This window comes from Pseudomonas sp. P179, assembly GCF_000478485.2.
Taxonomy (GTDB): Bacteria; Pseudomonadota; Gammaproteobacteria; order Pseudomonadales; family Pseudomonadaceae; genus Pseudomonas; species Pseudomonas aeruginosa.
The window spans coordinates 632,253-657,770 of sequence record NZ_KI517354.1 but is presented as its reverse complement, the minus strand read 5'-3'; the positions used below and the strand labels follow the sequence as shown (position 1 = coordinate 657,770).

Genomic DNA, 25,518 nt, shown 5'->3' with positions numbered 1-25,518 from the left:
GCGTCACTCCTTAAAGACTGTCTGGCAAAACGCTGATTAGGGCAGGGTATGCGTGGAACGGCTCCATTTGCTTCAGCTGCTCCTTTGCTGCGCTGGGGGAATAACCCTTTCTTTCGATCATGTTGCGGTACATCACCATCATGATGTCGCTGACTTCTTGAGGCGGCGTCTTGTCGAATCCTGTGCAGGGGGTGTCCTTGTTTTCGGCGGTATCTATCCAGATTCGCTGAACCGGAACCGTCTCCTCGATCACGCGGAGCATTGCCTTTAGCTGGGGTAGAAGGCTGCCGGCATCATCCAGAACCGCTCTTATTGCCGGATGTTCCGTGTCGATCCGATATCGCATACCGTCCGCAAGTCTTTCGACCTTCCAGGCCTCTGCAATCTGTCTGTTGCCCAGCATGGTCGGCTTGCCTCGATGGGCAAAGGCTCTTCTTGCGCGGCCGCGCGTAACCTCGGCAAGTCTTGTCAGCCAGTCCCGCAGATACACTGGCGGCCGTGCAGTTGATTTCCTGATGTCGATCTTCCAGTCCGCATCTACGGAGTTGGGTATGTCGAGGCGAATTCGCGCAAGGCGATGAGCTTCATCCTTAGTCCATGAACGTCCTGTACCAAGTCCTAGCCAGCTGCCTGCCACCAGCAGTCTTTCGTTTCGATAGATGTAGAAACCCTGCTGTGCAGTCCAGCCTTCCGGGCCTGCCAGGCGCTCAAAGTCTCCGGGAGAGAGCATGTCCTTGTGCGGCAGAACGTGGCACTCGGCCTCGATATCTTTGCGGCTGGGGTGTTTGAATACCGGAGGGTTATATGGCTTTCCGGGATGATCCGTCATGAAGGGATCCCAGGGTTTGACCGGCTGGCCATTCAACAGAATTCGCAGTCGAGGCCTGGTGCCTTCCAGGTATCTGTGAAACACCATTCCCAAGTGCTGTTCGACTTTGTCGACCAGATTGAGAAAGTCCTGCACTGTAGTCCCTGGCGTGACGATGCGATCCAGCTCTTCCCAGAGAACCAGGGTGCCCGTTGCGCTGGTGAGGCGTTCCAGAAATCCTTCCGAACCGGGATGGGGGCCCTCCAGCAAATGCCAGCCGTCGTCGGCACTGCTGGCCAGGAAGTCGAGATCCCAGCGGAGGGTCTGTAGGCCATCGGGGCCACGTGTGGCAACGGTCATCCTTCGGCACTGAGAAAAGGACGCAGTCTTTAGGCCGAGGCCGAAACGACCCAGATCGCCTGCCGATCTCTCCTCGAGAGGATTCCGATCGCCCAGACGCATGGCCCGATCGAGTTCGTCTGCAGTCATCCCCGAACCGTTGTCCAAGCAAAGCACACGGCTTTCCTGCTCAGCCCAGATGAATTCGATATGTACTTCGTTCGCGCCGGCAGCAATGCTGTTGTCGATGATGTCTGCCAGAGCTGTCTGGGTGTTGTATCCCAACCCACGTAGTGCTTCGACCATGGCGCTTGCCTTGGGAGGAGCACTGCGGCTTTTGAAGGAGGATTGCATGGCTGGACTTCCTGTCTGCAAAGCTCTTCTATCGAGCTGCCTTTCCCATGTTGATGATACGGGCGACCACGCCGGCGATTTGATTCGCCAGAAGCGGGGGAACCGCGTTGCCAACCTGGTGGAACTGTTGGGTTCGGTTCCCCAGAAAGAAATAGTTGTCCGGGAAGGTTTGTAGCCGGGCTGCTTCGCGAACGGTCAGGCTGCGGCACTGCCTTGGGTCGTAGTGAATGAAATAGTGACCGTCCTTTGCAATGTGGCTGGTGATTGTCGTGGACGGAATCCCTCTGCGCTGAACACGGAAACGATCGCTGAACTTGCCGGTTTTCCAGTTCTTGTGGTCCGGTTCCAGCCCCGGGAGATTGAAGTCGTGGTGGCCTTTGGGAGAGTCTTCATAAAGCTCGGCATACTCAGCCGCGTAGACGTATCTGCGCAGGTCGGACTCCATGTGTCCGCGAGCCTCGTGGTTTAGCCAGTATCTGAGCCGATCATCAAGGAGCCAGTCATCCAGATGTGTGCCTGTCAGCCCATCCCATTCGCTCTTGCGGTGAATACGGAGTGCACCATTGCTCATCCCCTCGCCCGAGAATGTGCTTGCAAGTATTTCTAGGCGCTTTGCGAGTGTGAGCCTGCGGGGGACATCAGTCAGCTTGCTGCACTCGTGACTCAGCATCTCCAGGTTCTGGCGAATTAACTCTGCCCATGCCTCTGGAGAGTCCTTCATTCGTGTGAGTGTGCTTCGCAGAGGTGGGAGGCGGCCAATTACCTGGTCGATTGAGGGTCCAGTCGAGGGGACAAGTTTGTGGTCGCCCAAGGCGCCGAAATATTCCTCCGAAACCCCGAGGAGAATGACCCGGTGTCTTGCCTGCGGGATCCCGTAGTTCTCTGCTCGGATGATGTAGTTTGCCGGGTCGATGCTATCCGGAGACGCACCATCCTCGAAAATGTCGTCTGCCACGAGCGAGCAGATTCTGTACTTGGGGCCGTTGCCGTTTTCTCCGAATGCCGCATCCGGATCTGAAAGATCCTGCAGGATCTTCGGGAACATCTGCTCGCCAGCGACACGTGACGAGAGGATGCCTTTGACGTTTTCCATTACGAAGACCGCGGGGCGCTTCTTCTGGATGATGCGCAGGTACTCCCGGTACAGGAAATGGCGATGGTCGTCCTCTGCCCTGTAGTTTTGCTTGCCGCGATTTCGCGCCCGGCCAACGATAGAGTAAGCCTGGCAGGGTGGGCCACCGATCAGAACCCATGGTTTGGTCTCGTCCAAGCGGGACTTGAGAATGCGATCGAGACGTTCGTTGCCCTCTGCGGTACCCAGTTCGAGCTGTTGCGCCTCTTGTTCGGCGTGCCTCCAAGCATCTCGAGTTCTGCTGGTGTATGGGGGGGCGGCATCAGCGGTTTCGCAGAAACTGTAGTATTCCTCTAGATCTTCAGGCTGGTTGCGCTTGAGAAGCCTGTAAAAGGCCCTCAGTTGAAGAGTGGAATGTGCAGACTTTTCCATTTCGGCTGAGACTTTGATTTCAAAGGCCTCGCCCTGGCTGTCCCTATAGGATGAAAAGCCTTCTCCAAGGCCACCTGGACCTGCAAAGAGATCTACTACCTGAATGGGGGGGGTACGACTCATGAATCCACGCTGTATCGAAACGGTTCAAGATGGACATCGTTGAGCCTGCCCGAAGATCCCGAATGATGTCGGGTATCAGGGGGAAGGACACGAAACCTGAAATGCTGGTGCGCAGGTTTTTGCATGCCCACGGCTATCGTTACCGGCTGCATCGCAAGGATTTGCCGGGAAAACCAGACATTGTACTGTCTCGGCTGAAGGTCTGTATCTTCGTACATGGGTGCTTCTGGCATCGCCATCCTGGGTGCCGATTTGCTGTGCTTCCCAAAACTCGAGCAGAGTTCTGGGAAGCCAAACTCTTGGGGAATGTGGCAAGGGACGAACAAGCGATTAAGTCTCTGAATGAGTCTGGTTGGAGGACCATTGTCGTATGGGAATGCCAGCTTCGCGGGTCATCGACTGTTCTGCATGAGCTGCTTGGGGAGCTGCAAAAGCTTGCCTCGCGTTCCCAAGGTCGCCTAGATCACCCCACCTTATGATTCTCTTTGAGAGCAGACAGTACTGGCTCGACCCATGGATGGCATTCCCATCCACCAGAGTCAGTTTTCTTAAGGTAATGTCCGAGAGAACCCAGCAAAAGGCGACGAATTTCCGTCATGGGGTATCCGAGCACTGCCTCCGCATGTACGGCCCTGTCGCCCGGGTTGTCAGAAAAATATCTCAGAAGATCGAGGGCAATCATGCCCAGCTGCGAGGTTCGCTCGACCAGCGCACTCTCGTTCAGGAGCGGGGGGGGTATCGGACTTATGAAGGTCTCTAGTTCACTGGTCAGATCTTCAAGTCCTGGGATGGGCGCGCCTGACTCTCTTGCGCGGTAGGAACCGATGCTTTCCTGCAGATTGGTAGCGGTAGCCCTGAGTGAACTGTCGTCCACATCAGGCATTTCTGGATCATCTAAAGACGCGGACCACTCCCAATCCATATCTACTCCGGATAGGTGCGCTGATTCCGGGGGCAGCTCGGCCACGGAGGAGGGGGTGATACCAGCGCTGTCTTGAGTCCTTCCCGCCCGTTCTCGGAACAGCAGCTGCATCTGCACAAGTCGAAACAGCCGGTGAGCGTTGCGATGCTCTCTGAGAAAGTCCACCAGCAGCTCGCGGGCTTGCTGTTCGAATCTCAGCGCCACCAGAGAGGCTACAGCCTTGGTTATACCAAGCGGTAGGCTTCCCCTAAAGCAGTCCTGCAGCAGTTTCTCGCAGGAATCTGTTTGATCAGGAAGCACTGGCGGTAAAAGATTCTGGATGAGAACGGCCCACTCTGCGGAGCTACATTCCTGGTTGGCAGGCCTATCTAGCTGGATGCAACCATCGACAACAGGCCAATATTGCTCCCGATATTTGACCGCAGGCGTGCCTTCGTCGAGCTTGGTTGAGCAGACGATCCGGTCAATCTCTCGACCGTCGGACATTACTCGAATGATTTCTTCCATCGCCTGATCCGTGCTGCTCAGCTCCATATCTTGGGCCGCCATAGAGGCCTTGTGCCATATGATGCCCTTAAGATGGTCGGTATCCAAGTGTGAAGTGGGTCACGAGGGGCTGAGCCTTTGCGCCTGAAAATCAGGCTGGGGGCCATCCGGGATGATTTGACCCTTTGAGATTCTACCCCAGCCGGAGTGCTGCGTTACTGATCTTGGTCATTCTTTCCATAGAACATCTCTTCAATCTCATCGGCGAAAGGCGTTTTTATGTCATCGGGGACAGGGGGCATGCCGGCTAGCACGGGAATGGCTCTGAACACAGGAGTGACCTGCCCCCCGATTTCAGTACCACGTCAAACTTAGTAGAGTCCGTTTTCCGAGCAGGAGACGGCAGTGAAAAAGCGTTTTACCGAAGAACAGATTCTAGACTTCCTCAAGCAGGCGGAGGCCGGTGTGCCGGTGAAGGAACTGTGTCGCCGACGACGAGATGGCGCGGTTTCGCGGCTACCCGAAAGCGATCCGCACCGACCAGGGGCCCGAGTTCACCGGCAAGGCACTCGATCAATGGGCCTATCAGCGCGTCATCAAGCTGAAGCTGATTCAGCCTGGTAAGCCCACGCAGAATGCCTTCATCGAGTCGTTCAACGGTAAGTTCCGGGACGAATGCCTCAATGAGCACTGGTTCTGTTCGCTGGCCGAAGCGAGAATCCGCATCGCGGCCTGGCGGCGGGATTACAACGAACACCGACCGCACAGCGCGATTGGCAATCTCACCCCGGCAGAATTTGCTGCAAGTTGGCGAACTGGCCAGCAGCAGCTGAAGCAGGAAAAATTAATATCAACCCCAGGGCCTACTAACTAGGTAGCGGTACTAAAACTGGGGGCAGGTCATGGCTGTCGGTGGATGCTCATGGATCGTGATGGACGCTAATTTAGCTTGTATGCCCCGTATTTAGTAGGGTGTAGGCGATCCACTAGCTTCCATGTAGATCCATGAAATAAGCGCATGGGGTACAAGAGGTAGAATATTAAAATCCCTCACCCTCATCTCTTTGCATGACACGTCCACGATGCCCTGAAAGCTGTCCTAAATTCCGCCACGCCCCCGAAAATACCTCGCCGTCTCCTCATCCGTACAAAACACGTAGCACCCCTTCATCCCCCGGGTCATCAGCGTCCGGTAGGTGTTCTTGATGATCAGGTCGGTCTCCTTGCGCGCCAGTTCCGGGTTTTCCTTCATCAGTTTCTTGTAGCCGCGGATGGACTTGTCGTGGCGGTCGCGTTGTTCGGGGGCGGTGATGATCTTGCCGTCGCGGACGATCAGGTCCGGGCCGATGATGACGCCGATGTAGTCGACCTCCAGGCCCTGGCAGGTATGGATGCAGCCGACCTGTTCGATGGAGTTCTCGGCGATGATCCAGAGGCTGCCGTCCTGGTCGAGGTTCCATTGGCGCTGGTAGTCGCCGATGACGATGTCCTGTTGCCGGGGATCCTTCTTGCTGCGCCACGGCCAGCAGTAGCCGGCCACGACGCGGGCCTTGTTGTCCTGGTTCCGGGCGGCGATGGCGGCGTGCAGGGCCTCGGGGGTGTCGAAGACCTTGAATTCGTACTGGTTGGCGTCGAGTTGCTGGTTGGCGGTCGGGCGGATGTCGAGCACGTCGTCGAGCCAGGCGAGGTAGCCGTCCGAGCCATTGCAGCGGAACTGCGAGGCGAGGTTGTATTCCTCGATCGTGGCGCCTTTCGCCTTGGCGAACTCGCGGATGGCCTGCTTGCTGCCGATGTCGCTGAGGGTGACGCGTTGGTCTTCGTCGATGAAGAAGATGGCGCACTTGGAGGCTTCGATCAGTTCCTTGATCTGGTTTTCGCCGAGGTTGCCGTAGAGCCCGCTCTTCTCGTTCAGGCGGTGGGCCTCGTCGACGATCAGCATGTCGAAGGTGTTGGGCTCGGTCTCGATGAAACCGCCGGAGCCGGTGAACATGTGGGAGAAGCGGCTGCGGGTGATGGAACCCACCAGCCTGGATTCGTAGACCTTGCGTGGCGCGGCGTTCTTGGACACGTACTTGCCGACCAGGCCGAGCCCGGTGAGGTGGACCAGCAGGTTGATCGCGACCACCGTCTTGCCGGTGCCCGGGCCGCCCTCGATGATCAGTACACGGGGATGCGTCTCGGAGGCTGACCTGGCCGCGGCGATGGCGGACTCGTAGATTTCCTTCTGGTCGTCGATCAGTACGAACTCCGGTTGGGCGGCGAGCAGGCCCTTGAGCGAGTCGGCCAGGGCCTTGGACGGGCGGATCCGGCCGTTGGCCAGCTCGTAGAGCACTTCCTTGGCGTCGCCGGTCCTGATGTGCTGCTTGATGAAGCTGCGCAGGCGCGCCAGTTCGTCCTTGCCCTTGAGGAACAGCGGGGCCTTTTCCATGTAGTCGCGGTAGTGCGGGGAGTCGATCACACCGTCGCGCGGGTAGTTGTGCAGGTAGGCGCAGGGGCGGACGGAAATGCTTGCCTCGTAGACCGCCTCGTTGAAGCCCTCCAGCAGGGTAGCGTAGGACCAGGCCTGGTAGGATGGGTGGACGACCTCGCGCAGGCCATTGCCCAGGGCGGTGCGGACGATGGCGTCCTTGCCGGTGGCGCTGGCCTTGCTCCACTGCTTCAGTTCAACCAGCACCGCGTTCTTGGCTCCCGACTCGTCGCGCCCGGTGAGGGTGATGTCGATGCGCTTGGAGGTCTGGGGGATATGCAACTCGATGGCCAGGCCAGTGTCGTCGGGCACTTCCTCGTCGCGCAGTACCTTGGCCATGTAGCCGAGGGAGCCTTTCCACGAGTTGATTTCCGAGTTGCCGACGCTTTTGCCGGTGACCGCCTTGAAATGCTGGAGGATCACCTCTTCGATATCGTCGTTGTCGCTGTCTTGCAGGAACTGCTTCTTGGTCGCTTCGTAAACGATCACGTCGATCTTCCCTGATATGGCCTTTCTTCAGAACTGGTCGTATTTCTTGCTGCTATTCCGGGCTTTTTCTACCGGGTATTTCCGGTTGTTCTGCTCCAGCTTCTGCCGGGCGGCGGCATCCAGGTCGACGCCGAGGACCGAGGCGAGGCGCACCAGGTACATGAGTACGTCGGCCAGTTCGTCCTGCACCGCCTGGGCGGTGTCGGGATGGCGCGCGGCGTCTTTCGATTGCTCCTCGTCCATCCATTGGAAGATCTCGCTGAGTTCGCCAACCTCGCCGGTCAGGGCCATGACCAGGTTCTTCGGCGAGTGGAACTGGGCCCAGTTGCGCTCGGCGGCGAAACGTTCGAGGGCGGCGGCGAGCTGGCCGACGTCTACCAGGGAGGAGGGGGGCGATGCGTTTGTCACGGCGATATCCAGGAATCTTTTCGGGCTGGCGGCGAGGCGGGGCCTCGGGCGTCTGCGACGCCATTGCCCGCCACCATACTTCCTTCAGACGAAGGGAGAAAGATCGTAGGGATTCTTCATGGGACAGGGGGGGCTACAAGCTGTAGGACGTGCTCCTGGCGAATCGTCAGCCACCCATAGGTTTTTGTTGCTTCCTGTAGTCCAGGAGTTCGCTTCACGCTGAGCTTGCTCTCCCATGCTGGCTTCAGCTCGAGGAGACAAGGGTGTCTGAGCGACGTTTTCCTACGATGCCTGGTGCGCGAGCGCAGGGCGAGATGCGGCAGGAATGGGATGAAGGTTCACAGAGAAACCAGCGCCCCCTGAGCAGATACTCTCTGCCCGAGGGGCGCATGGCCTCAATCCTCAACTTGCATGACAAGGCGCCGCCTGGTGACCTGAATGCTCACCTTGCAGCCAACCTCAAAGCCCGCAGCCTCCAGCCAGTCGCCACTCAAGCGCAGGTAGGGAATTTGCCGTGGTTTGCCACGACGTTCCCAATCGCTATGACGGCTTTCATAGAGCTGGTAGCCGATCGTTAGAAGTCGAGAATTCGAAAGAGGGGATTTCTGGGTAGCCATGATTTTTTCCTGTGTAGGTAAAAAACCGCTTGGCTTTCGGGAGCGGCTAACCGCCTAGAGAAGGTGTGTTCAGCACCTGGCCGGCAGGGTAGCGAGGGGGCATCCATGGGTCAAGCGATGGGCTGCCCGGATCGAATGCCTCGCCGAGGCGCCAGCCGGCCCCTTCACAACCCCCTCTGCCGCGCCACCCCCATCTCCCGCTGCTCCTCCTCGCCAATCTCCTTCAACGCCACTTCTCCCACTCCCAGCGCGCGTTCCACGCTGAGTTCGCCGCCCTGGGCGGCGAGCAGGGCCTGGAGGCGTTGGAATTCGCCGCACCAGAGGGTTTCGATGTCGCGGTCGCGCTGGCTGTCGCGGTTGGCGTTGAGGGCGACGGCGCGCAGTTGCAGGCGGCCGTTGTCGGCCGTGCCACCGACTTCCAGGCCGTAGCCGGGGGTAGCGGGTTTGCGCAGGACGACCCTGCCGGTCTGCGCCCAGGCGGTGGCCATGCCTTCGCGGACTTCGTAGCCGAGGCTGGCGAGGCCCTGGAGCACGGCCTGGCGGCGGGCGAGGGCGGCCTGTTGCTGGAGGTGGGCGGTGAGGATGGCGTTGCATCGCTCGGTGAGTTCGGCGAGTTGCTGCGGATCGCTGTCGGGCTGGCAGGCGGCGGCGCGCTGGAGCAGTTCGGCGTGTTCGGCGGCGCCCAGGGCGGCGACTTCGCTGGCGAGGTCTTGCAGGTGTTCCAGGCGCTGGCGTTGCTGCTGGTGTTCGCGGGCGGCCTGGGCGAGGTCGAGGACCAGGCTGTCGAGCAGCAGGTTGCGGCGCTCCGGGCGCTGTTCGGCTTCGGCGCGTGCCAGTCGCTCGAGGAACGCTTGGGCGCTGGCCTCGCCTTGCAGCAGTTGCAGTTCGGCGATGTGCCGGTCGATGCGCGCCAGGCGCTGTTCGTGCGGGGCGTCCTGTTGCTGGCGGGCGCGCCACTGTTCCAGGGACATGGGCGTTTCGTCGGTCTTCAGGCGCTGGGCGAGTTCGCGCTGGGCTTCGCTGAGGCGTTCTTCGGCGGGGGCGCTGGCGAGGGCGGCGAAGCCTTGGGCGAGCAGGGCTTCCGCGTCGTCGCGGAGGACGCCGTCGGCCAGCGTATGCAGGGTTTGCCGGAGTGCCGCGCTGGCGGCATCGGGCCTGGCGTCGAGGGCCTGGAGCAGGGCGCTGGCGTTTTCCTGGAGGCGGCGGTGTTGCTGGCGCGTTTCCGCGGCCTGGCGGATGGCGCGCTCTTCGCGTTCGGCGAGGTCGCGCTTGAGGAATTCGCTTTCGATCTTCACCTGTAGTTGCACGTCCAGCCAGCGTTCCTGTTCGAGCAGGGCGTGCAGGCTGGCGCGGCGGGCGTGGGCGGCGGCGCGCTCGGCGTCACTGAGCTGGGCGAGCCGGCTGGCCTGGTTTTCCCAGCGCGCGAGGGCCTTGTCCAGGCGTTGCAGGTCGCGCTCGCAGGTGGCGATGGCTTCTTCCCGGGTGACGATTCTTACAACTTTCGGTCCGCTCATTGGGAGGCCTCCGCTGCTGCCGTGGGATGGGTTTCCGCGCTGGGCGCCAGGGCCTTCTCGATGGCGGCGCGCAGCCGTGCGCGTTCGTTGTCGCCGTCGTGGTACCAGCCCTGGGAGGAAACCCGGTGGAGGTGCGGGATCGCCCGTCGCAGCACCGAGGGTCGCCAGATTTCTCGGGCGCGGGCGCGTTCCAGCAGCGGGTGGCAGGGGGCGTCGCATTCGATGCCGATGGCGTAGAGGCCGGTGGCCGGGTTCTCGATGGCGAAGTCGAGGCCGAAGGCGTCGCCTTCGCCGGCGGGCGCGGCGGACCAGCCCAGCGAGCGGATATACTCGCCGACGATCTCGCTGAAGCCGTCGTGCCGCTGGTAGTGCTGGCGGCGCTGGTCGCTGCGGTCGGTTTGCAGGCGCTCGAGCAGCTGGCCGGTGCCGGCGAATTCGCCGGCGGACAGTGCGCGGGCGTATTCCAGGTAGCCTTGCAGGTAGTCGCGCGGGCTGCTCGGCGAGCGCTGGGTGCCGAGCATGTCGGAGATGTCGCCGATCGGCATCGAGGTGATCATCACCACCTTGCGCCGCGCGCGGGTCACCGCCACGTTGAGGCGGCGCTCGCCGCCGGTCTGCCCGAGCACGCCGAAGTTGCGCCGGAAGCTGCCCTGGCCGTTGCGGCCGAAGGTGGAGGAGAAGACGATCACGTCGCGCTCGTCGCCCTGCACGTTCTCCACGTTCTTCACGAACACGCCCATGTCCTCGCCGTCTTCGCTGCGCTCGCGCTCCTCGCTGTAGGCGGCGCGGAACGTCTCGTCCTGCTCGGCGCGCAGTTCCAGGCGCTCCTCGATGAGGTCGGCCTGCTTGCGGTTGAAGGTGACCACGCCCACCGACGGCCGCGCCGCGTAGGGTTGGCGCCAGAGTTCGGCGAGGTAGTCGACGACTCGCTCGGCCTCGCGCTCGTTGCTCTGGTTCTGGTACAGGCCGTTCACCTGGATCAGTTCCAGCGGCTTGATGCGCAGGATGTTGGCCTGCGGATGGCGTACCGGCACGCTCAGGCGGTTGCCGTAGAACGAGGCGTTGGAGAAGCCGATCAGCTCGCGGTAGGCCGAGCGGTAGTGGATCTGCAGGGTGGTGCTGGGCAGGGCGTTGCGCGCCAGTTGCAGGAGGTCCGGGCAGTCCTTGATCTCGCGGCGGTTCCAGGTGTCCTCGTAGGCTTCGCGCTGCTCCTCGTCGGCGTCCTCGTCGGGCGCTTCGCCGTCGAACAGTTCGGCCTCGTCGCTTTCCACGCGGCTGGAGAAGAACGCGGTCGGCGGCATCTGCTTCTCGTCGCCGCTGACCACCGTGACCCGCCCGCGATAGAGGGTCGGCAGGGCGAACTCCACCGGCATCTGCGAGGCTTCGTCGTAGATCACCATGTCGAACAGCCCGGCCTTGAGCGGCAGCACGCGGCTGGCCAGGTCGGGGTTCATCAGCCAGACCGGGCGCAGGCTCATCAGGCCGAGTTCGGCGCCCAGCTCGATGAACTCGCGCAGGCGCCGCGAGCGCTTGCCGGTCAGGCGGGTGACGTCTTCCCACTGCTTGCGGCTGCCCAGGCGCGCGGCGTCGATGCCCTTGCCGAGCAGTTCGCGGTTCAGCGCGCGCATCTGCACGTCGGCTTCGGCGAGGCTGGCGACCCTGGCCCTGGCTTCGTCCTGGCTGAACAGCAGTTCCGGATTGTCTTGTTCCAGGCGCTGCTTCCAGCCCAGCCGCGCTTCGCGGTTGAGCATGCGGCGCACCGTGGCTTCGAGTGCTTCGGCGGGAATCGCGTCGAGTCGTTCCTGGCGCTGGCGCAGCAGGGCCAGGAATTCCAGGTCGGTGGCTTCGAGCTGGCCGGCGCGGCCACGGAAGCGCTGGTAGGCGACCAGTTGCGGTAGCGCCTCGCGCAGGCGGCCGAGGGCCGGCAGGTTGCTCTGGTTGCCGGCGATGGCGCGGTGCAGCTGTTCCAGCAGTTCGTCGCCGAGCCAGTCGGCGAGCACCTTCAGTTTGTCCAGGCTGAGCTGGCGTGCGGCCTGGCGGATCAGCGCGGCGTCGAGGTCGCCGAGCAGCGCTTCGAAGCGCTGTTTCTCGCCGGTGAGGATCACCGCGTCGAGCTGCTCGGCGCGCGGCGCTTGGGCCAGGCTGCGAGCCAGGGTCTGGATCTCGCGCAGTTGCTGGCTGGCGCTGCCGGCCAGGCCGGTCAGTTCCGGACCGGCATCGGTGGTGACTGTCGCCAGCCCCAGGCTCTGTTGCAGCGCCGCCAGTTGCCGGCGCAGCGGCCGCCACTGGCGCTCCAGGTCGCAGGCGCCGAGGAGGGCGGCCAGGCGGCTGTCGTCGTCGGCCTCGCCGTGCTCGCGCAGGAAGCGCCGCAGGCGGCCGCGCCGCAGCAGGCGCAGCGGGTTGAGCCGGGCCAGCCAGGTGCGTGCCTCGAGCACCTGGCGGGCGTGGGCCTGGAAGCGTTCGAGGTTGTTCTCTTCGAGCATGGCGAGAGCCGGCGAAAGCAGCGGCGCATGCCGTTCGAGGTCGAGCTGGCGCAGTTGCCGTTCGATCTGCTCGGCCTCCGCCAACAGGCCGTCGCCACGGCTCGGCTGCCCTGGTGTGGCGTCGCGGAACAGCGGCAGCCAGTGGGCCAGGCGCTGGCGCTGCTCCTCGCGCAAATTCAGCAGGGTACCGACCTGGCTTGCCAGCCAGGCGCGGTAGGGCGTCGGGTCGTCGACCTCGAAGCTCGCCGGGTGTTCGTCGAGGGCTTTCTGCCGGGCGTTCTCCGCTTCGCCGAAGGCGCGCAGGCTGTCGGCGAAGGCTTGCAGGGTGGCCTGGTCGGTGGCGAAGGCGCGCAGTTGCGCCAGCGGGCTGCCTTCGTAGCGGGCCGGTAGCCAGAGGCGGACCAGCGGCGCGCAGTTTTCCTCCAGGCGCGCCAGGCTGCCGATGTCCAGCGCCGCCAGGCGCTGGCGCAGGGCCGGGAAGTCCAGCGGCGGCGAGCCTTTCTCCAGCTCGATCAGTTCGCCGAGCAGGCGCCGGTAGCTCAGCCCGGTGGCCTCGTCCACGCGGTGCAGGCTCTGGTGGTAGCGGTCCAGTTCGCCTTCCAGCGCCTCGATACGCGCCGCCAGGCGCTCGCGCTGGCGCTCCCAGCCCTGGGCGCCGCCGGCGTCGGCGAACAGCGCTTCGAGCTGCTCGCGGATGTTGCGGATCACCGGTTCGCGGTCGCGGTTGACGTCGTTGAGCATGACGATGCGCTGGCCCAGGCCCTCGGCCACCAGGCGCTTGTGTACCACTTCCAGGGCGGCGTGCTTCTGGCAGACGATCAGCAGGCTGCGCTGGCGGCCGATGGCGTCGGCGACCATGTTGACGATGGTCTGGCTCTTGCCGGTACCGGGCGGGCCTTCCACCAGCAGCCCCGGGCTCTGCCGGGCCTGCAACACGGCGGCCTCCTGGGACGGGTCGCTGGCCACGGTGAAGTAGCGCTGCAACTCCGGCGGGCTCTCGCGGGCTTCCGGCTCGCCGTTCTCGCGCAGGCGCAGCGCGGTCTCCAGGCCGGTGCCGGAGGGCGGCAGGCTCTTCAACTGGCGCAGGTCCTCGCCGATCGCCTGGCCCATGAAGGTGACGTGGAACAGCACCGCGGCGCAGGCCAGTTGGTCCTGGTAGGGCGTGACCTCGGTGGAACTCGGCGGCAATCCTTCCAGCACCCGCCCGCGCGGGGTGGCGAGCAGGCCGAAGGCATCCATCACGTCGGCGGCGCGCAGCGCGGAGCGGCCGAGCAGTTCGTCGGCGACCTTGCGCCAGCGCTTGCACGGCTCGGGGCCGAGCAGGCTTTCCAGGGCCGGGTTGAGGCGTACTTCCTCGCGCTCGCCGTCGAAGGCCAGCGCCACCTGGCCGCGGCTGCCGACTTCCAGTTGCAGCTTCAGCGGCCACAGCAGCAGCGGCACGATGCGCGTGCGGGTGGTGCCGCGCGGGTCGCGGTTGAGCAGGAAGGGGAAGCCCAGGTAGAGCCCGTCGATGCCGGTGTCGCGCTTGTACAGCGAGCTTTGCCGGGACAGCGCGTTGAGCCGCACTTCCAGTTGCGGGTTGGCGAGGAAGCTGTCCGGGTCGAGGCTCACCGCGCGGGCGTTGCGTTGCAGCAGGTGGTCGAGCAGGGCGGCGGCGGGGCGTCGCGCGCTATCCAGTTCGTTGAGGTCGATGCGTGGGGTGCTCTTGCCGATGCTCATGCGCACCAGCGGCCCGCGCATCACCGCGGCGACCACTTTCTTCTCGAAGAAATCGAGGATCTGCGACACGTACTGCTGCTTCTGCGGTTCCAGCCACTGTTCCGGCGGGATCGCCAGCAGCACCAGGACCCTCGCCAACGGCATGCGCCGCTCCAGGCGGAACTGCTCGGCCCATTCGTCGACCCTGGGCACGCCGCTGCGGGCGAAGCCGCTGATGCGTTCGTCGACGCGGCGGTACAGCTCCTGCCGCGAGTGCTGCAACAGGCCGCGCGCGGTCTCCGCGTCGAACAGGTGCACATCGGCGTCGCGGGCCAGGCCGGCGGCTTCCTCGACGATCGCCTCGGCGGCACGGAACTGGCCGATGTTGGCGCTGAGCAGGACGATCAGGTCTTCCTCGGCGATCACCCGGCGCTCGGCCAGGGCCAGCAGGCCGGGGTGCTCGGTGTCCGGCAGGAGGCGCTGGCGCTCCTGCCACTGCGCGGCGAGGCGCGCCCGCGAGGTCGACAGCAGGTAGATGCGCAACTGTTCTTCGGCGAGTTCGATGTGCTGGTGCAGGGCGCGCTGGCGGACCTTCTCGGCGCGGGTCTTGAGCCGCGACAGCCAGCTTTCGGTGTGCAACTGTTCGAGCAGGTCGGGCACCGAGCCGCTGATCAGCCGGTAGCCCTCCAGCGGATGCTCCAGCAGCCAGCCGGGGGTGACGATCTCGCCGCGCTGGATCAGCGGGATTTCCGGGTTCAGCAGCTTGAGCGCCAGCATCAGCCGGAAGTCGTCCTCCAGCCCCTCGTGCTGGGCCACCTGGCGCAGGCCGGCGAGCAGCCTGGGCGACAGGCCGATGTGCTCGGCCCAGGTGACGATCGCCCCGCGCAGCAGGTGGTCGAGGGCCTCCGCCCAGTGCTCGGCCTGGGCCGCGGCCAGGGCGAAGACCGTCGGCTTGCGGAAGCGCCGTGCGCCGAGGGCGATGCTGGCGCCTTCGGCGTCGTCCTTTTCGCTGTCCGCCGAGGCCGGCGCGTCCACCGCCTCGCCGTTCAGCCAGGCCTGTACCTGCGGCCACTGCCAGCGCTGGTGGCGGTCGCGTGCAAGCAGGCCGCGCAGCAGCAGGTGCAACTGCGGGTCGAGGTCGTCGGGCAGCGCCACGCCGTTGGCCAGCACGTGGATCAGGAAGGCGTTGGCGTTGACTCCTTCGAAGCAGGCGCCGCGGGTCAACTGCTCCAGCAGGATCATGCCCAGGCTCCACCAGTCGGAAGCCGCCGCCACGCCGCCGGCGATCGCCTCGGGGGCCATGTAGCGGCTGGTCTCCAGCGGCGAGACGATATCCAGGTCGAACTCCGACAGGCGCGCCGAGCCGAAGCCGCTGATCACCAGGTCCAGTGGCTCGTGGCTGCGCACCAGCAGGCTGGCCGGGCGCAGGTCGCGGTGGCGCAGGCCGGCTTCGTTGAACACGTGCAGGGCGTGGCCCAGCTCGCGGACCACGTGGCGCACCGCCTCGCGGTCCTCCAGCACGGTGCCGAGGTCGGCGAGGCTGCCGCCGGTGAGCTCCTCGACCACTTCGTAGGCGCGCTCGTCCCAGCGGCCGGTGGCGAGGATTTCCGGTACGTGTTCGCGCGGCAGGCGGCGGATCACGTCGTAGATCGCCGGGTCCGGCTCGGCGCCCGGGCGATACAGGGTGAGCACCGCCTGGCGGGCGCTTTCCGCGTGTTCAGCCAGGTAGCGCTCGCGCACGCCGTCGCTGCTGGCGATCTGCCGCAGCAGACGCCAGCCGTCGATCAGGGTTTCCGTGACGGCGGGCTGCGGCGTGGCCTCGGCCTGCATCGGCAGCGGGCCTTCGGCCGGCGCGGCGCCGCACTCCAGGCACATCAGGTCGCCGGGTTGCAGCGGGTGGCCGTTGGCGCAGAGCGGGGCGGACGCCGCTGGCGGCTCGCTGGCGGGCGGCGCGATGGCTTCCTGGGTCAGCACCGGCTGTGGTCGCCAGCCGGCGGGATGGATGGCTTCGGCGGAAAGGTCCCAGCCGCAGGGCTGGCCCTGGATCGAGCCTTCGCAGAAGATTTCCGAAAGCGAGCGTTCGCTCTGGCAGTTGGGGCAGAAACGTATCATCGGTATCGATCCATTCAGCGCGGCCGATGGGCGCTGACGCTAAGTTGGTGGCCCTGTTCGCGCAGCAGGTCCTGTAGCCGCAGCAGGTCGTCGCGGCGCGGGATGCCGGCCATCCACACGCTGCCGTCATGGTCGAACATCAGGTCGAGGGCCTTGTCGTCTTCGCGCAGTGGCCGCTGGTAGCCGCCGAGGCGCGCGCGGCCGAGTTCGGTGAGCAGGCTCAGGCGCTGGTTGTCGCTGCCGCGCAGGGCCAGGCTCTGTTCGGCGTGCTGTTGGTAGGGGTCGCTGATCAGCGCGTCGATCAGCCCGGCGGCCTGTTCCAGTTGCGCGTGCAAATGCTCCAGCGGGTAGCCGCTGTAGACCAGGATGTCGGCGCGGCTGCGCTGGCGCAGTTCGCCGAGCAGGGCGAGGAGGGCAGCGAACTGCTCGAAGGGTTCGCCGCCGGAGACGGTGATGCCCTCGGCCTGCTCCAGCCATGGCTGGATGTCGGCGAGCAGGCGTGCCAGGGCGATGCGCCGCCGTCCCGGCCCCCAGGTATCGGCGGAGATGCAGCCGGGGCAGCGGATGCTACAGCCCTGGAACCAGATGCCCAGGCGCCGTCCCGGGCCCAGGGTGGTCACCGGGAAATGCACCCGCGACAGGCTCAGTTCCATCTCAGCGGCGTTCCAGGGTCAGGCCGTCGGCGTCCAGGGCGCTGATCAGGAAGTGCTCGCCCGGCTGCGCGTCCTGGTCGAACAGCGCCCGCGACAACGGGTTGAGCAGGCGCGCTTCGAGCTGGTTGCGGATGCCGCGGCCGCCGTTGGACAGGTCGCCCAGGCAGAGGTCGTGCAGCGCCTGACGCGGCGCCTCGGCCAGTTCGATGACGAGGCGCTGCTCGCGGAGGTCGGCGAAGGTGCCGTCGACCATCTGGGTGAAGATCTGCTCGGCGACGTCGGCGCGGATGAAGTCGAAGACGATGATGTTCTCGCCGATCCGGTTGAGGATTTCCGGGCGGTTGAGAACCAGCTTGAAGTAGCGCTCGATCTCGCCGTGGACCTTGCCCTGCACCGCCTCGAAGGGCTCGCCGGGGAGCACGTTGGCGACCCGTTCGCCGTTCTCCCCCTGGCGGTAGATGCCCAGGTTCGAGGTGAACACGATCAGCGCCTCGGAGAAGTACACGCGATCGCCGCGCCCGGAGGTGAGCACGCCGTCGTCGAGGATCTGCAGGAACTTGTCGAGGATCCGGGGGTGGGCTTTCTCGATCTCGTCGAAGAGCACCACGCTGAAGGGTTTTTCGCGGATCGCGTTGGTCAGTTCGCCGCCGACGTCGTAGCCGACGTAGCCGGGCGGCGCGCCGATCAGGCGCTGGTCGGCATGCTCGGCGCTGAACTCGGACATGTCGAAGCGGATGTAGGCGCTCTCGTCGCCGAACAGCAGGCTGGTGACGGTCTTCGCCAGCTCGGTCTTGCCGACCCCGGTGGGCCCGGCGAGGAAGGCCACGCCGCGCGGGCGGTTGCCCTTGCGGCTGGCGCCGACCCCGGTCATCGCGCGCTTGACGATGTCCAGCATGTGGGTCACCGCGTGCTGCTGGCCCTTGACCCGGCGGCGGACGATCTCGTCGGCCTGGCGGATGCGCTGGCGGTCGATCTTCAGCCAGGGGTCTTCGGTGACGCCGACCTTGTAGCGCCGCACGGCGTCGGCGATGCGTTCCATGGCCAGGCCTTCCACGCGCGCCAACTGGACGATGGCGTTGAGATCGAGGAGCAGCAGGCCTTCGGTGTTCTCGACGAAGGTTGCGGCGGCCTGTTGCAGGGCCTCCTCGGCGACGCCCGCGCCGCCTAGCCCGCGGAGCAGCGCCGGGGCCAGGGCCCGGCGCGCCGGCTGGTCGGGCTTCGACACCGGGATATGGCGCAGGCGCGGGTTGTCCACCAGCAGCCAGTCGGGCAGGTCGCCTTCCTTTTCCACCACCCACAGCACGCTGTTGAAGAACGGTTTGCGCTGTTCCCCGGCGGGACGGCTGCGGGCCTGGTGGGAGAGCACCAGGGCCTGGGTGAACAACTGATGCTCGGCGGCGCTCAGGGCGTCGTTGCGCACCGCCAGGCGCGAGGCGAAGTCGACGATCAGGGCGATCGGCTCGCCGCTACGGTTGACCAGGCGTTGCAGGGTCGCGCCGAGCAGGTCGATGCCGGCCGGCGCGGCACCGTCCACCGGGGTCAGGCCGAGGTCGAGAAGCACCTGCGGAGTGGCCCCCGCCTCGCTGCCCGGCCGGCCGAGCACGCGGAACCCGGCCAGCGGATCCCAGGCCAGCACCTGGGTGTAGCCGGCGTCCAGCAGGGCGTCGCAGAGGGTCTGGTTGAAGCTCTGCGCGGTGACCGTACCCGGCACCACTTCGCAGGCTTGCAGGTCGCGGATGTTCCCGGAGAGGACGAATTGGCTCTTGAGGGGCAGGAAGCGCAGGAGGTCGCGCAACCAGCGTGGCTTTTCGAACAGTGCAGTCCCTGGCATCGGTAGTCGCTCACAGCGTGTGTCGTGGCCACAGCATATTGCCCCGAGGGCCATGTCTCCAACCCTGACCTCGCCGGAGGCGACGAAAACCGCTACGAGTTCCGGGTGCCAGGCTTGGCGGAGCGCCTGCTCAACCGTCGTAGCTCCGGCAGCCCCAGCGGAACGCCTGCGCCGCCGCCTCGATCCCGCGGCCGATCACCAGGCGCGGCGGGCTTTCGTCGAGGTCGGGACGCGGCGGCAACGGACGGCTGTAGAGCACCTCCAGCTCGCCGAAACCATCCAGCGCGGCGCGTTCCGCCGGGTGCGGCGTCGCGCCCTGGCGCCGGGCGAAGTCTTCGAGGTCGCCCTCGGCGTAGGCCATCACCAGCACGCCGCTGTCGCCGCGTACCCGCACCGCGTTCACCAGGCTGCCGTCGATGCGCAGCGGGGTGGCGAAGCGGTAGAGCAGGTCGAGGGTCTCGCCGGGCGCGCGATCCAGCACTTCGACGCCCTCGGCGCGCAGGCGCTCGGCGGTTGCGCGGTCGCGGCCGTCGGGGAAGTCGCCGCGGCAGTGCAGGGCGTCGGCGAACAGTGCGGTCAGGTTCGGTGCTGGCGGGGCAGGGGACGTGCAGGCGGCCGGCAGGAGCAGCGCCAGGCCGGCGGCGAGACGGAGCAGGTAGGGGCGGGTCATGTAGCCTTCCGTTGGCGGACAGTGCGGTGGGAGAAATTGCCAGCAGACGCTTCCGCGATACTGGCGGCCTGCGCTCAGAGCAGTACGGGCAGCGCGTCTTCGCCCAGCCCCGCTTCCCTCAATCGAGCCCTGGCCCTGGCGGTCGCGCGCACGGCGTCGAGGTCGCAGCCGCGAGGAATATAGACCGGATCGAAGCCTTCGAGCACCAGGTAGGTGGAGGCCTGGCCGCGGGCATTCAGGTAGGCGTTGAAAGCCTGGTCGGCCGGGCGCAGAAAGACATCGCACCAGTACGGCAAGCGCTGCGCGAAGAGCGCCTTGGCGATCTCCAGGTGCTCTTCGAACAGTTCGTCCATGCTGCCTCCCTTCTCCTGCTGGAACAACGTCACTCTTCGCTGCGTCCGTCGCCTTCGCGATCCCTTTCATAGTGCCGTGCCAGCGGAAACGCCGGCAACCAGCCCTCGCGGCGGACGGTCCAGAGTTCGTAGGTGGGCTGGAACCGGTCGGGAGCGTCGAGGGCGCCGAGGCTGACCTCGATCTCGTCGGCGCTGCGCGAGAACACCGAGGAGCCGCACTGCGGACAGAAGAAACGCCCGGCATAGTCGCGGGTCTCGCCTTCTATGCTCACCGCCTCCTCGGGAAAGATCGCCGAAGCGTGGAATAGCGCGCCGTGGTGCTTGCGGCAGTCGAGGCAGTGGCAGAGCCCGACCCGGTAGGGGCGGCCGCTCGCCACCAGGCGGACCTTGCCGCAGAGGCAGCCGCCGGTGAATCGATCCATTTCGTGACTCCTTTGCAAGGCGTTGGGGCGTTCAGCCCTTGAAGGCCTTCTCTATGGTGGCGATATCGATCCTGCCCATCGTCATCATCGCCTCGAAGGCGCGCCTGGCCGCCGCGCGGTCGGGGCTGGCGATGGCTTCGCTGAGTACGCGCGGGGTGATCTGCCAGGAGATGCCCCACTTGTCACGGCACCAGCCGCAGGCGCTTTCCTCGCCGCCATTGTCGACGATAGCGTTCCACAGGCGGTCGGTCTCGGCCTGGTCGTCGGTGGCGACCTGGAAGGAGAACGCTTCGCTGTGGCGGAAGGCCGGGCCGCCGTTGAGCCCGAGGCAGGGAATGCCCATCACCCGGAACTCCACCGTCAGTACGTCGCCCTCCTTGCCGGAAGGGTAATCGCCGGGCGCGCTATGGACAGCCAGCACGGCGCTGTCGGGAAACGTCTCGGCGTAGAAGGTTGCGGCCTCCAGGGCGGCGTTGTCGTACCAGAGGCAGATGGTGTTCTTGCTGTTCATGGCGAGGTCTCCACGGGCGGGGTCGACCCCGCCAGTCTAGTCGGCTGGCGTGCGGCGACCTGGGCAGGCGCCGAACGGGAGGTCGCGCCGCGAGTGCCGATCTGCGCTACCCTATGCCGCGTTTCGCCCAGCCTCGCCGGGCTTTCCGGGCAGCGCCTCGGCGGCGCGCCCTCGACCATGCAAGGACAACCCATGGAAGCGGTCTCCGTCTCGCAGCATCTGGCTGCTCTGTTCGAATCCCACCGGATCGAGTGCGTCGTGCACGGCGAATGGGTGGCGCCAGCCGGGCGGCTACCGGCGATCCGCGCCACCTGGTATGCGGGGGAGAAGACCGGACGGCTGGATGTCGACGTGCTGCTGGAGGACGAGCGCCAGTTGCAGGAAGCCTTCGCCGGCATCGGCAGCGGCGAGGACGGCTTGCAGGACGCGTTGCGTAACTTCGCCTCCAACTCTTTCCACGTGCTGCTTTCCGCGCTCTGGGGCCAGGCCGAGGAGGACCAGGTGATGGTGGAGACCTGGGAGATCGGCGAGCGGCGTTTCGAGGTGCATATCGGCAACCTCGGCCTGCGCGGCGCCGAGGGCAAGGCGCCGCCGCTGCCGGCCGGGCTGTTCCCGAGCATCGAGCGGGCGATCCGCGCCGAGCCGCTGGACGCGCGCCTGCACTGGTTCCGGCATTTCTTCTGTGCCTTCGGCAACCAGCGCACGGTGGAAGCGCTGTTCGACAACCAGCCGTGGGAGGCCGGCATGCAGAACCTGGCCGCTCTCGACTGGCAGGATTCGCAGGGTTACTACAGCGTGCGCAACTTCCTCATGCTCAAGCCGCTGGCGTAGGCCGCCGCGTCGCGAAGCCCGCAAGGCGGAACCGGTCGATGGCGGCTCCATCCATGTCAGGTCGCCCTTCGACGAGTTCGACCCCTACCACACGACCAGCACTGCGACGATCCTGCGGCCCCTGGCCGACGGGACGATGCAGAATCGTTCTTCATCGGCAAGCGGCGCCATGACTTCCAGATGAGGCGCGCGCAGGACTGACACGCCGCGTTCAGCCGAGCAGGGCGGCCACCTGCTCGGCCGTGGCCTTGGCCGACTGCGGGTTCTGCCCGGTGACCAGGCGGCCGTCGACCACCACCTTGCTGGTGAACGGCAGCAGGCTTCTTTCGTAGAGCGCGCCGCGTCGTTTCATTTCTTCCTCGACGTTGTACGGCACCTTGCGGGCGACCCCGGCGAGCACTTCCTCGATCCAGGAGTAGCCGGTGAGGCGGCGCCCGGCGACCAGCAGGCGGCCATCGTCCAGGCGTGTGTTGAGCAGGCCGCAATAGCCGTGGCAGACCGACGAGACGATGCCGCCGCGCTGGTAGATCTCGCGGGTCAGGTGCTGCAGCCCGGCGTCGTCGGGGAAGTCCCACATCACGCCGTGGCCGCCGGTGAAATAGATGGCGTCGAACGCCTCCGCGTCGACCTGCTCGGGAGCGGCAGTGTCGGCCAGCAGCGCCAGGCGCGTCTCGTCGGCCAGCCAGGCCTTGGCGCTGGCGTCGGCGTGGGGCCAGCCGAGGGCGCGCGGCTCCAGCGGCGACTCGCCGCCGCGTGGGCTGACCAGGCGTTGCTGGTAGCCCCGAGCGGCGAAGATCTCGTAGGCATGGGTCAACTCCGACAGCCACAGCCCGGTGGGCTGGGTCGGATCGGCATAGTGGGCGACGTTGGTGACGACGTGCAGGATGCGCTTGGTCATTGCGTTGACCTTCCTCGGTGAGTGATCCCGTCGGCAGCCGGTTTCGGCAGGCTGTCCGGGTGGGTTGGCGTCACTCTAAGATTCAAGTCGACTTCAAGGTCAAGCGTCGGAAAGCCGCTGCTCCGCCGGCGTGGGAGAGGACCCCCGCGAGCGGGTTTGCCGTGGACGCCCGACCGTCTGTGGAGGGCCTTCCTCGCGCAGGCGCTCCAGCACGCGCTGGGTGTTTTCCGTGCACTGCAGGCCGTCCGGCTTGTTCTCGATGCTTTCGATGGCCACCAGCAATTGCGCCTTGTTCTGTTCCAGGCGTCGTTGCAGGGCCTCGATCTCGGCCACCTTGCGGCGCAAGCCTTCGAGCAGCTCGCCGTGCTGCCAGGCGCCGTCGCCGCTCGGCAGCAGGCGAGCGATCTCCTCCAGGGAGAAGCCGGCGCCCTGGGCGCCGGTGACCAGCTCCAGGATCCACACGGTGTCTGCCGCATAGTCGCGGTAGCCGTTGGCCTTGCGCTGCGAGCGGATCAGGCCGCTGGCCTCGTAGAAGCGGATGCGCGATGTCGCCAGGCCGGTGAGCTTGGCCAGTTCGCCGATTTTCATGTCGCACCTCGAAACGCGTTGACCTTCAAGCCTACTTCAAGCCTAGGGTGGTTTCACGGCCGGGCGACGAACACGCCTCCATCGACGGGTTCGCCAGGCCGCATGGGCGCTACCGCTGGTCGCGTTTTCCTCGTCCAGGCGGCGCAACGCAGGCGGCTTTCTACTCTACACAGGGGGACGGAGGCCGCAGGGTGGCGCCGTTGCCTGCATCCACACCGATCGGGAGAAGCGACATGGGTTACGTGACAACGAAGGATGGCGTCGAACTCTTCTACAAGGACTGGGGGCCGCGCGACGCCCAGGTGATCTACTTCCATCATGGCTGGCCACTGAGTTCCGACGACTGGGATGCGCAGATGCTGTTCTTCCTCGCCGAGGGCTTTCGCGTAGTGGCCCACGACCGCCGTGGCCACGGTCGCTCCAGCCAGGTCTGGGACGGCCATGACATGGACCACTACGCCGACGACGTGGCGGCGGTGGTCGAGCGCCTCGGGGTGCGCGGGGCGATCCATGTCGGCCATTCCACCGGCGGCGGCGAGGTCGTCCACTACATCGCCCGCTATCCCGACGACCCGGTGCCGAAGGCGGCGATCATCAGCGCGGTACCGCCGCTGATGGTGAAGACCGAGGGCAATCCGGGCGGCCTGCCGAAGAGCGTCTTCGACGATCTCCAGGCGCAGCTCGCGGCCAATCGCGCGCAGTTCTACCAGGACATTCCCGCCGGCCCGTTCTATGGCTACAACCGTCCCGGGGCGCAGCCCTCGGAAGGGATCGTCCGCAACTGGTGGCGGCAGGGCATGATGGGCGGCGCCAAGGCCCACTACGATGGGATCGTGGCCTTTTCCCAGACCGACTTCAGCGATGACCTGAAGCGCATCGACATCCCGGTGCTGGTGATGCATGGCGACGACGACCAGATCGTGCCCTACGAGAATTCCGGCGTACTCTCGGCGAAGCTGCTGCGCAACGGCACGCTGAAGACCTATCCGGGGTTCCCGCACGGCATGCCGACCACCCAGGCCGAGGTGATCAACGCCGACCTGCTGGCCTTCATCCGCGGCTGAGCGCGCCGGGTGCTGGGGGCGCGCTCCCGGCACCCGGTCAGGGCCCGGGCGGCGCGGCAAAAAAAGCGTTGACCTTGAAGTCGACTTCAATCTTATCGTCGGGCCACTGTCCTCATGAGGTAGGCCCATGAACCTGTTCGACACGCTGACGCTTCCCAACGGCTCGACCATTCCCAATCGCCTCGCCAAGGCCGCCATGGAGGAGAACATGGCCGATGCCGCGCAGGCCCCCTCCGAACGCCTGATGCGCCTCTACCAGGCCTGGGCCGACGGCGGCGCCGGGCTGCTGATCAGCGGTAACGTGATGGTCGACAGCCGTGCCATGACCGGCCCCGGCGGGGTGGTCCTGGAAAACGACGCGCAACTGGAGAAATTCCGCCGCTGGGCGCGCATCGGGCGTTCCGCCGGCGCGCAGTTCTGGTTGCAGATCAACCATCCCGGCCGGCAGATGCAGGCCAATCTCGGCCAGCAGGCCTGGGCACCCTCGGCGGTGCCGCTGGAACTGGGCGGGATGTCCAGGCACTTCGCTACGCCGAAGGCGATGGACGAGGCGATGATCGCCGAGGTGATCCAGCGGTTCGCCCGCAGCGCCGGCCTGGCCGAGCGGGCCGGCTTCAGCGGGGTGGAGATCCATGCCGCCCACGGTTACCTGCTCAGCCAGTTCCTCTCGCCGCTGAGCAACCGCCGCAGCGACGCCTGGGGCGGCTCCCTGGAGAATCGCGCGCGCCTGCTGCTGGAGATCGTCCGGGCGGTGCGCGCCGAGGTTGCCCCTGGCTTCGCGGTGGCGGTGAAGCTGAATTCCGCCGATTTCCAGCGCGGCGGCTTCAGCGCCGACGATGCCCGCGAGGTGGTACGGATGCTCGATGGCCTGGGCATCGACCTGGTCGAGCTGTCGGGCGGCAGCTACGAGGCGCCGGCCATGCAGGGCGAAGCGCGCGACGGGCGGACCCTGGCCCGCGAGGCCTACTTCGTCGAGTTCGCCCGCGACATCCGCGCGGCGGCGCGGATGCCGGTAATGGTCACGGGCGGCATCCGCCGGCGGCCGGTGGCCGAACAGGTGCTGGCCAGCGGGGTGGACATGGTCGGCATCGGCACGGCGCTGGCGATCGAGCCGAACCTGCCGCGCGACTGGCGCGCCGGCAAGGACTCGGCGCCGCAGTTGCGGCCGATAACCTGGAAGAACAAACCCCTGGCATCGCTGGCGAACATGGCCGCGGTGAAGTTCCAGCTGCGCAAGCTGAGCCGGGGCAGGGCGACCAACCCACGGGTGTCGCCGCTGTGCGCGTTGCTCGCGCAGCAGGCCGGCGCGCTCCTGCAGACCCGCCGTTACCGGCGGCTCATGCGTTCGCGCGCCGAAGCCTGAGCACCGTCAG

20 protein-coding genes and 2 pseudogenes are annotated in these 25,518 nt (G+C 65.7%); 6 read left to right on the top strand and 16 right to left on the bottom strand.

What is annotated here, in order from left to right; genetic code table 11:
* Positions 1-10: 10 nt before the first annotated feature.
* Both HMPREF1224_RS15535 and HMPREF1224_RS15530 read right to left on the bottom strand, forming a co-directional pair.
* Positions 11-1,453 (bottom strand): ATP-binding protein, encoded by a 1,443-nt coding sequence (locus HMPREF1224_RS15535; protein ID WP_031655762.1) that lies wholly within the window; start codon positions 1,451-1,453, stop codon positions 11-13.
* 76 nt (positions 1,454-1,529) lie between these two features.
* The gene (locus tag HMPREF1224_RS15530; protein WP_031628281.1) at positions 1,530-3,128 is read right to left on the bottom strand and encodes a DNA cytosine methyltransferase; all 1,599 of its coding nucleotides are present in this window, start codon (positions 3,126-3,128) and stop codon (positions 1,530-1,532) included.
* A gap of 29 nt (positions 3,129-3,157) precedes the next feature.
* On the opposite strand from HMPREF1224_RS15530, the gene HMPREF1224_RS44010 reads away from it, so the two are divergent.
* The gene (locus tag HMPREF1224_RS44010; RefSeq protein ID WP_003451864.1) at positions 3,158-3,607 is read left to right on the top strand and encodes a very short patch repair endonuclease; all 450 of its coding nucleotides are present in this window, start codon (positions 3,158-3,160) and stop codon (positions 3,605-3,607) included.
* On the opposite strand, the gene HMPREF1224_RS15525 is transcribed toward HMPREF1224_RS44010, so the two are convergent.
* The gene (locus HMPREF1224_RS15525; RefSeq protein ID WP_031628279.1) at positions 3,592-4,557 is read right to left on the bottom strand and encodes a hypothetical protein; all 966 of its coding nucleotides are present in this window, start codon (positions 4,555-4,557) and stop codon (positions 3,592-3,594) included. The two genes, HMPREF1224_RS44010 and HMPREF1224_RS15525, sit on opposite strands and share 16 nt — an antisense overlap.
* Positions 4,558-4,941: 384 nt before the next feature.
* Between HMPREF1224_RS15525 and HMPREF1224_RS46145 the strand changes: the two are divergent.
* Positions 4,942-4,989, top strand: a pseudogene (locus tag HMPREF1224_RS46145) (hypothetical protein); the annotation flags it as partial.
* Between the two features lie 40 nt (positions 4,990-5,029).
* Positions 5,030-5,410 (top strand): annotated as a pseudogene (locus HMPREF1224_RS15520) (integrase core domain-containing protein); the annotation flags it as partial.
* Positions 5,411-5,635: 225 nt separating this feature from the next.
* On the opposite strand, the gene HMPREF1224_RS15515 reads toward HMPREF1224_RS15520, so the two are convergent.
* The 11 genes from HMPREF1224_RS15515 to HMPREF1224_RS15470 all read right to left on the bottom strand — a co-directional run bounded on the left by HMPREF1224_RS15515 (position 5,636) and on the right by HMPREF1224_RS15470 (position 20,764).
* Positions 5,636-7,492, bottom strand: a complete 1,857-nt coding sequence (locus HMPREF1224_RS15515) for a DUF2075 domain-containing protein (RefSeq protein WP_010793098.1) — start codon at positions 7,490-7,492, stop codon at positions 5,636-5,638.
* A 27-nt stretch (positions 7,493-7,519) separates the two neighbouring features.
* Positions 7,520-7,900 (bottom strand): nucleotide pyrophosphohydrolase, encoded by a 381-nt coding sequence (locus tag HMPREF1224_RS15510; protein WP_003155927.1) that lies wholly within the window; start codon positions 7,898-7,900, stop codon positions 7,520-7,522.
* 395 nt (positions 7,901-8,295) lie between these two features.
* Positions 8,296-8,517 carry a SymE family type I addiction module toxin gene (locus HMPREF1224_RS44005; protein WP_003451853.1) on the bottom strand — a complete coding sequence of 74 codons (222 nt, stop codon included), beginning with the start codon at positions 8,515-8,517 and terminating at the stop codon, positions 8,296-8,298.
* A 164-nt stretch (positions 8,518-8,681) separates the two neighbouring features.
* Positions 8,682-10,031 carry a coiled-coil domain-containing protein gene (locus HMPREF1224_RS15505; RefSeq protein ID WP_010793097.1) on the bottom strand — a complete coding sequence of 450 codons (1,350 nt, stop codon included), beginning with the start codon at positions 10,029-10,031 and terminating at the stop codon, positions 8,682-8,684.
* Positions 10,028-16,324 (bottom strand): AAA domain-containing protein, encoded by a 6,297-nt coding sequence (locus HMPREF1224_RS15500; RefSeq protein WP_010793096.1) that lies wholly within the window; start codon positions 16,322-16,324, stop codon positions 10,028-10,030. Before HMPREF1224_RS15500 ends, HMPREF1224_RS15505 begins: the two co-directional genes overlap by 4 nt.
* Before the next feature lie 14 nt (positions 16,325-16,338).
* The gene (locus tag HMPREF1224_RS15495) at positions 16,339-16,977 is read right to left on the bottom strand and encodes a 4Fe-4S single cluster domain-containing protein (RefSeq protein WP_003090610.1); all 639 of its coding nucleotides are present in this window, start codon (positions 16,975-16,977) and stop codon (positions 16,339-16,341) included.
* Position 16,978: 1 nt separating this feature from the next.
* A complete protein-coding gene (locus HMPREF1224_RS15490; RefSeq protein ID WP_074198705.1) occupies positions 16,979-18,862 on the bottom strand; it encodes an AAA family ATPase in 1,884 nt (627 codons plus the stop codon).
* Between the two features lie 76 nt (positions 18,863-18,938).
* Positions 18,939-19,478, bottom strand: a complete 540-nt coding sequence (locus HMPREF1224_RS15485; protein ID WP_003122572.1) for a hypothetical protein — start codon at positions 19,476-19,478, stop codon at positions 18,939-18,941.
* 74 nt (positions 19,479-19,552) lie between these two features.
* A complete protein-coding gene (locus HMPREF1224_RS15480) occupies positions 19,553-19,831 on the bottom strand; it encodes a hypothetical protein (RefSeq protein ID WP_003119461.1) in 279 nt (92 codons plus the stop codon).
* A 29-nt stretch (positions 19,832-19,860) separates the two neighbouring features.
* A complete protein-coding gene (locus HMPREF1224_RS15475) occupies positions 19,861-20,253 on the bottom strand; it encodes a GFA family protein (RefSeq protein ID WP_003114392.1) in 393 nt (130 codons plus the stop codon).
* Positions 20,254-20,284: 31 nt separating this feature from the next.
* Entirely contained in the window at positions 20,285-20,764 is a 480-nt protein-coding gene (locus HMPREF1224_RS15470; RefSeq protein ID WP_003099064.1) for a VOC family protein, read from the bottom strand.
* A gap of 192 nt (positions 20,765-20,956) precedes the next feature.
* Here HMPREF1224_RS15470 and HMPREF1224_RS15465 point away from each other — a divergent pair, with 192 nt between their 5' ends.
* Positions 20,957-21,595, top strand: a complete 639-nt coding sequence (locus HMPREF1224_RS15465; RefSeq protein WP_003090593.1) for a DUF6348 family protein — start codon at positions 20,957-20,959, stop codon at positions 21,593-21,595.
* A 211-nt stretch (positions 21,596-21,806) separates the two neighbouring features.
* Here HMPREF1224_RS15465 and HMPREF1224_RS15460 read toward each other — a convergent pair whose 3' ends face one another.
* Entirely contained in the window at positions 21,807-22,493 is a 687-nt protein-coding gene (locus HMPREF1224_RS15460) for a type 1 glutamine amidotransferase domain-containing protein (protein WP_003114389.1), read from the bottom strand.
* Positions 22,494-22,592: 99 nt separating this feature from the next.
* The gene (locus HMPREF1224_RS15455; protein ID WP_003090587.1) at positions 22,593-23,081 is read right to left on the bottom strand and encodes a MerR family transcriptional regulator; all 489 of its coding nucleotides are present in this window, start codon (positions 23,079-23,081) and stop codon (positions 22,593-22,595) included.
* A gap of 233 nt (positions 23,082-23,314) precedes the next feature.
* Between HMPREF1224_RS15455 and HMPREF1224_RS15450 the strand changes: the two genes are divergently transcribed.
* Positions 23,315-24,145 (top strand): alpha/beta fold hydrolase, encoded by an 831-nt coding sequence (locus HMPREF1224_RS15450; RefSeq protein ID WP_003101542.1) that lies wholly within the window; start codon positions 23,315-23,317, stop codon positions 24,143-24,145.
* Positions 24,146-24,272: 127 nt separating this feature from the next.
* The gene (locus HMPREF1224_RS15445; protein WP_003122573.1) at positions 24,273-25,508 is read left to right on the top strand and encodes an NADH:flavin oxidoreductase/NADH oxidase family protein; all 1,236 of its coding nucleotides are present in this window, start codon (positions 24,273-24,275) and stop codon (positions 25,506-25,508) included.
* The last annotated feature ends 10 nt before the right edge of the window (positions 25,509-25,518 follow it).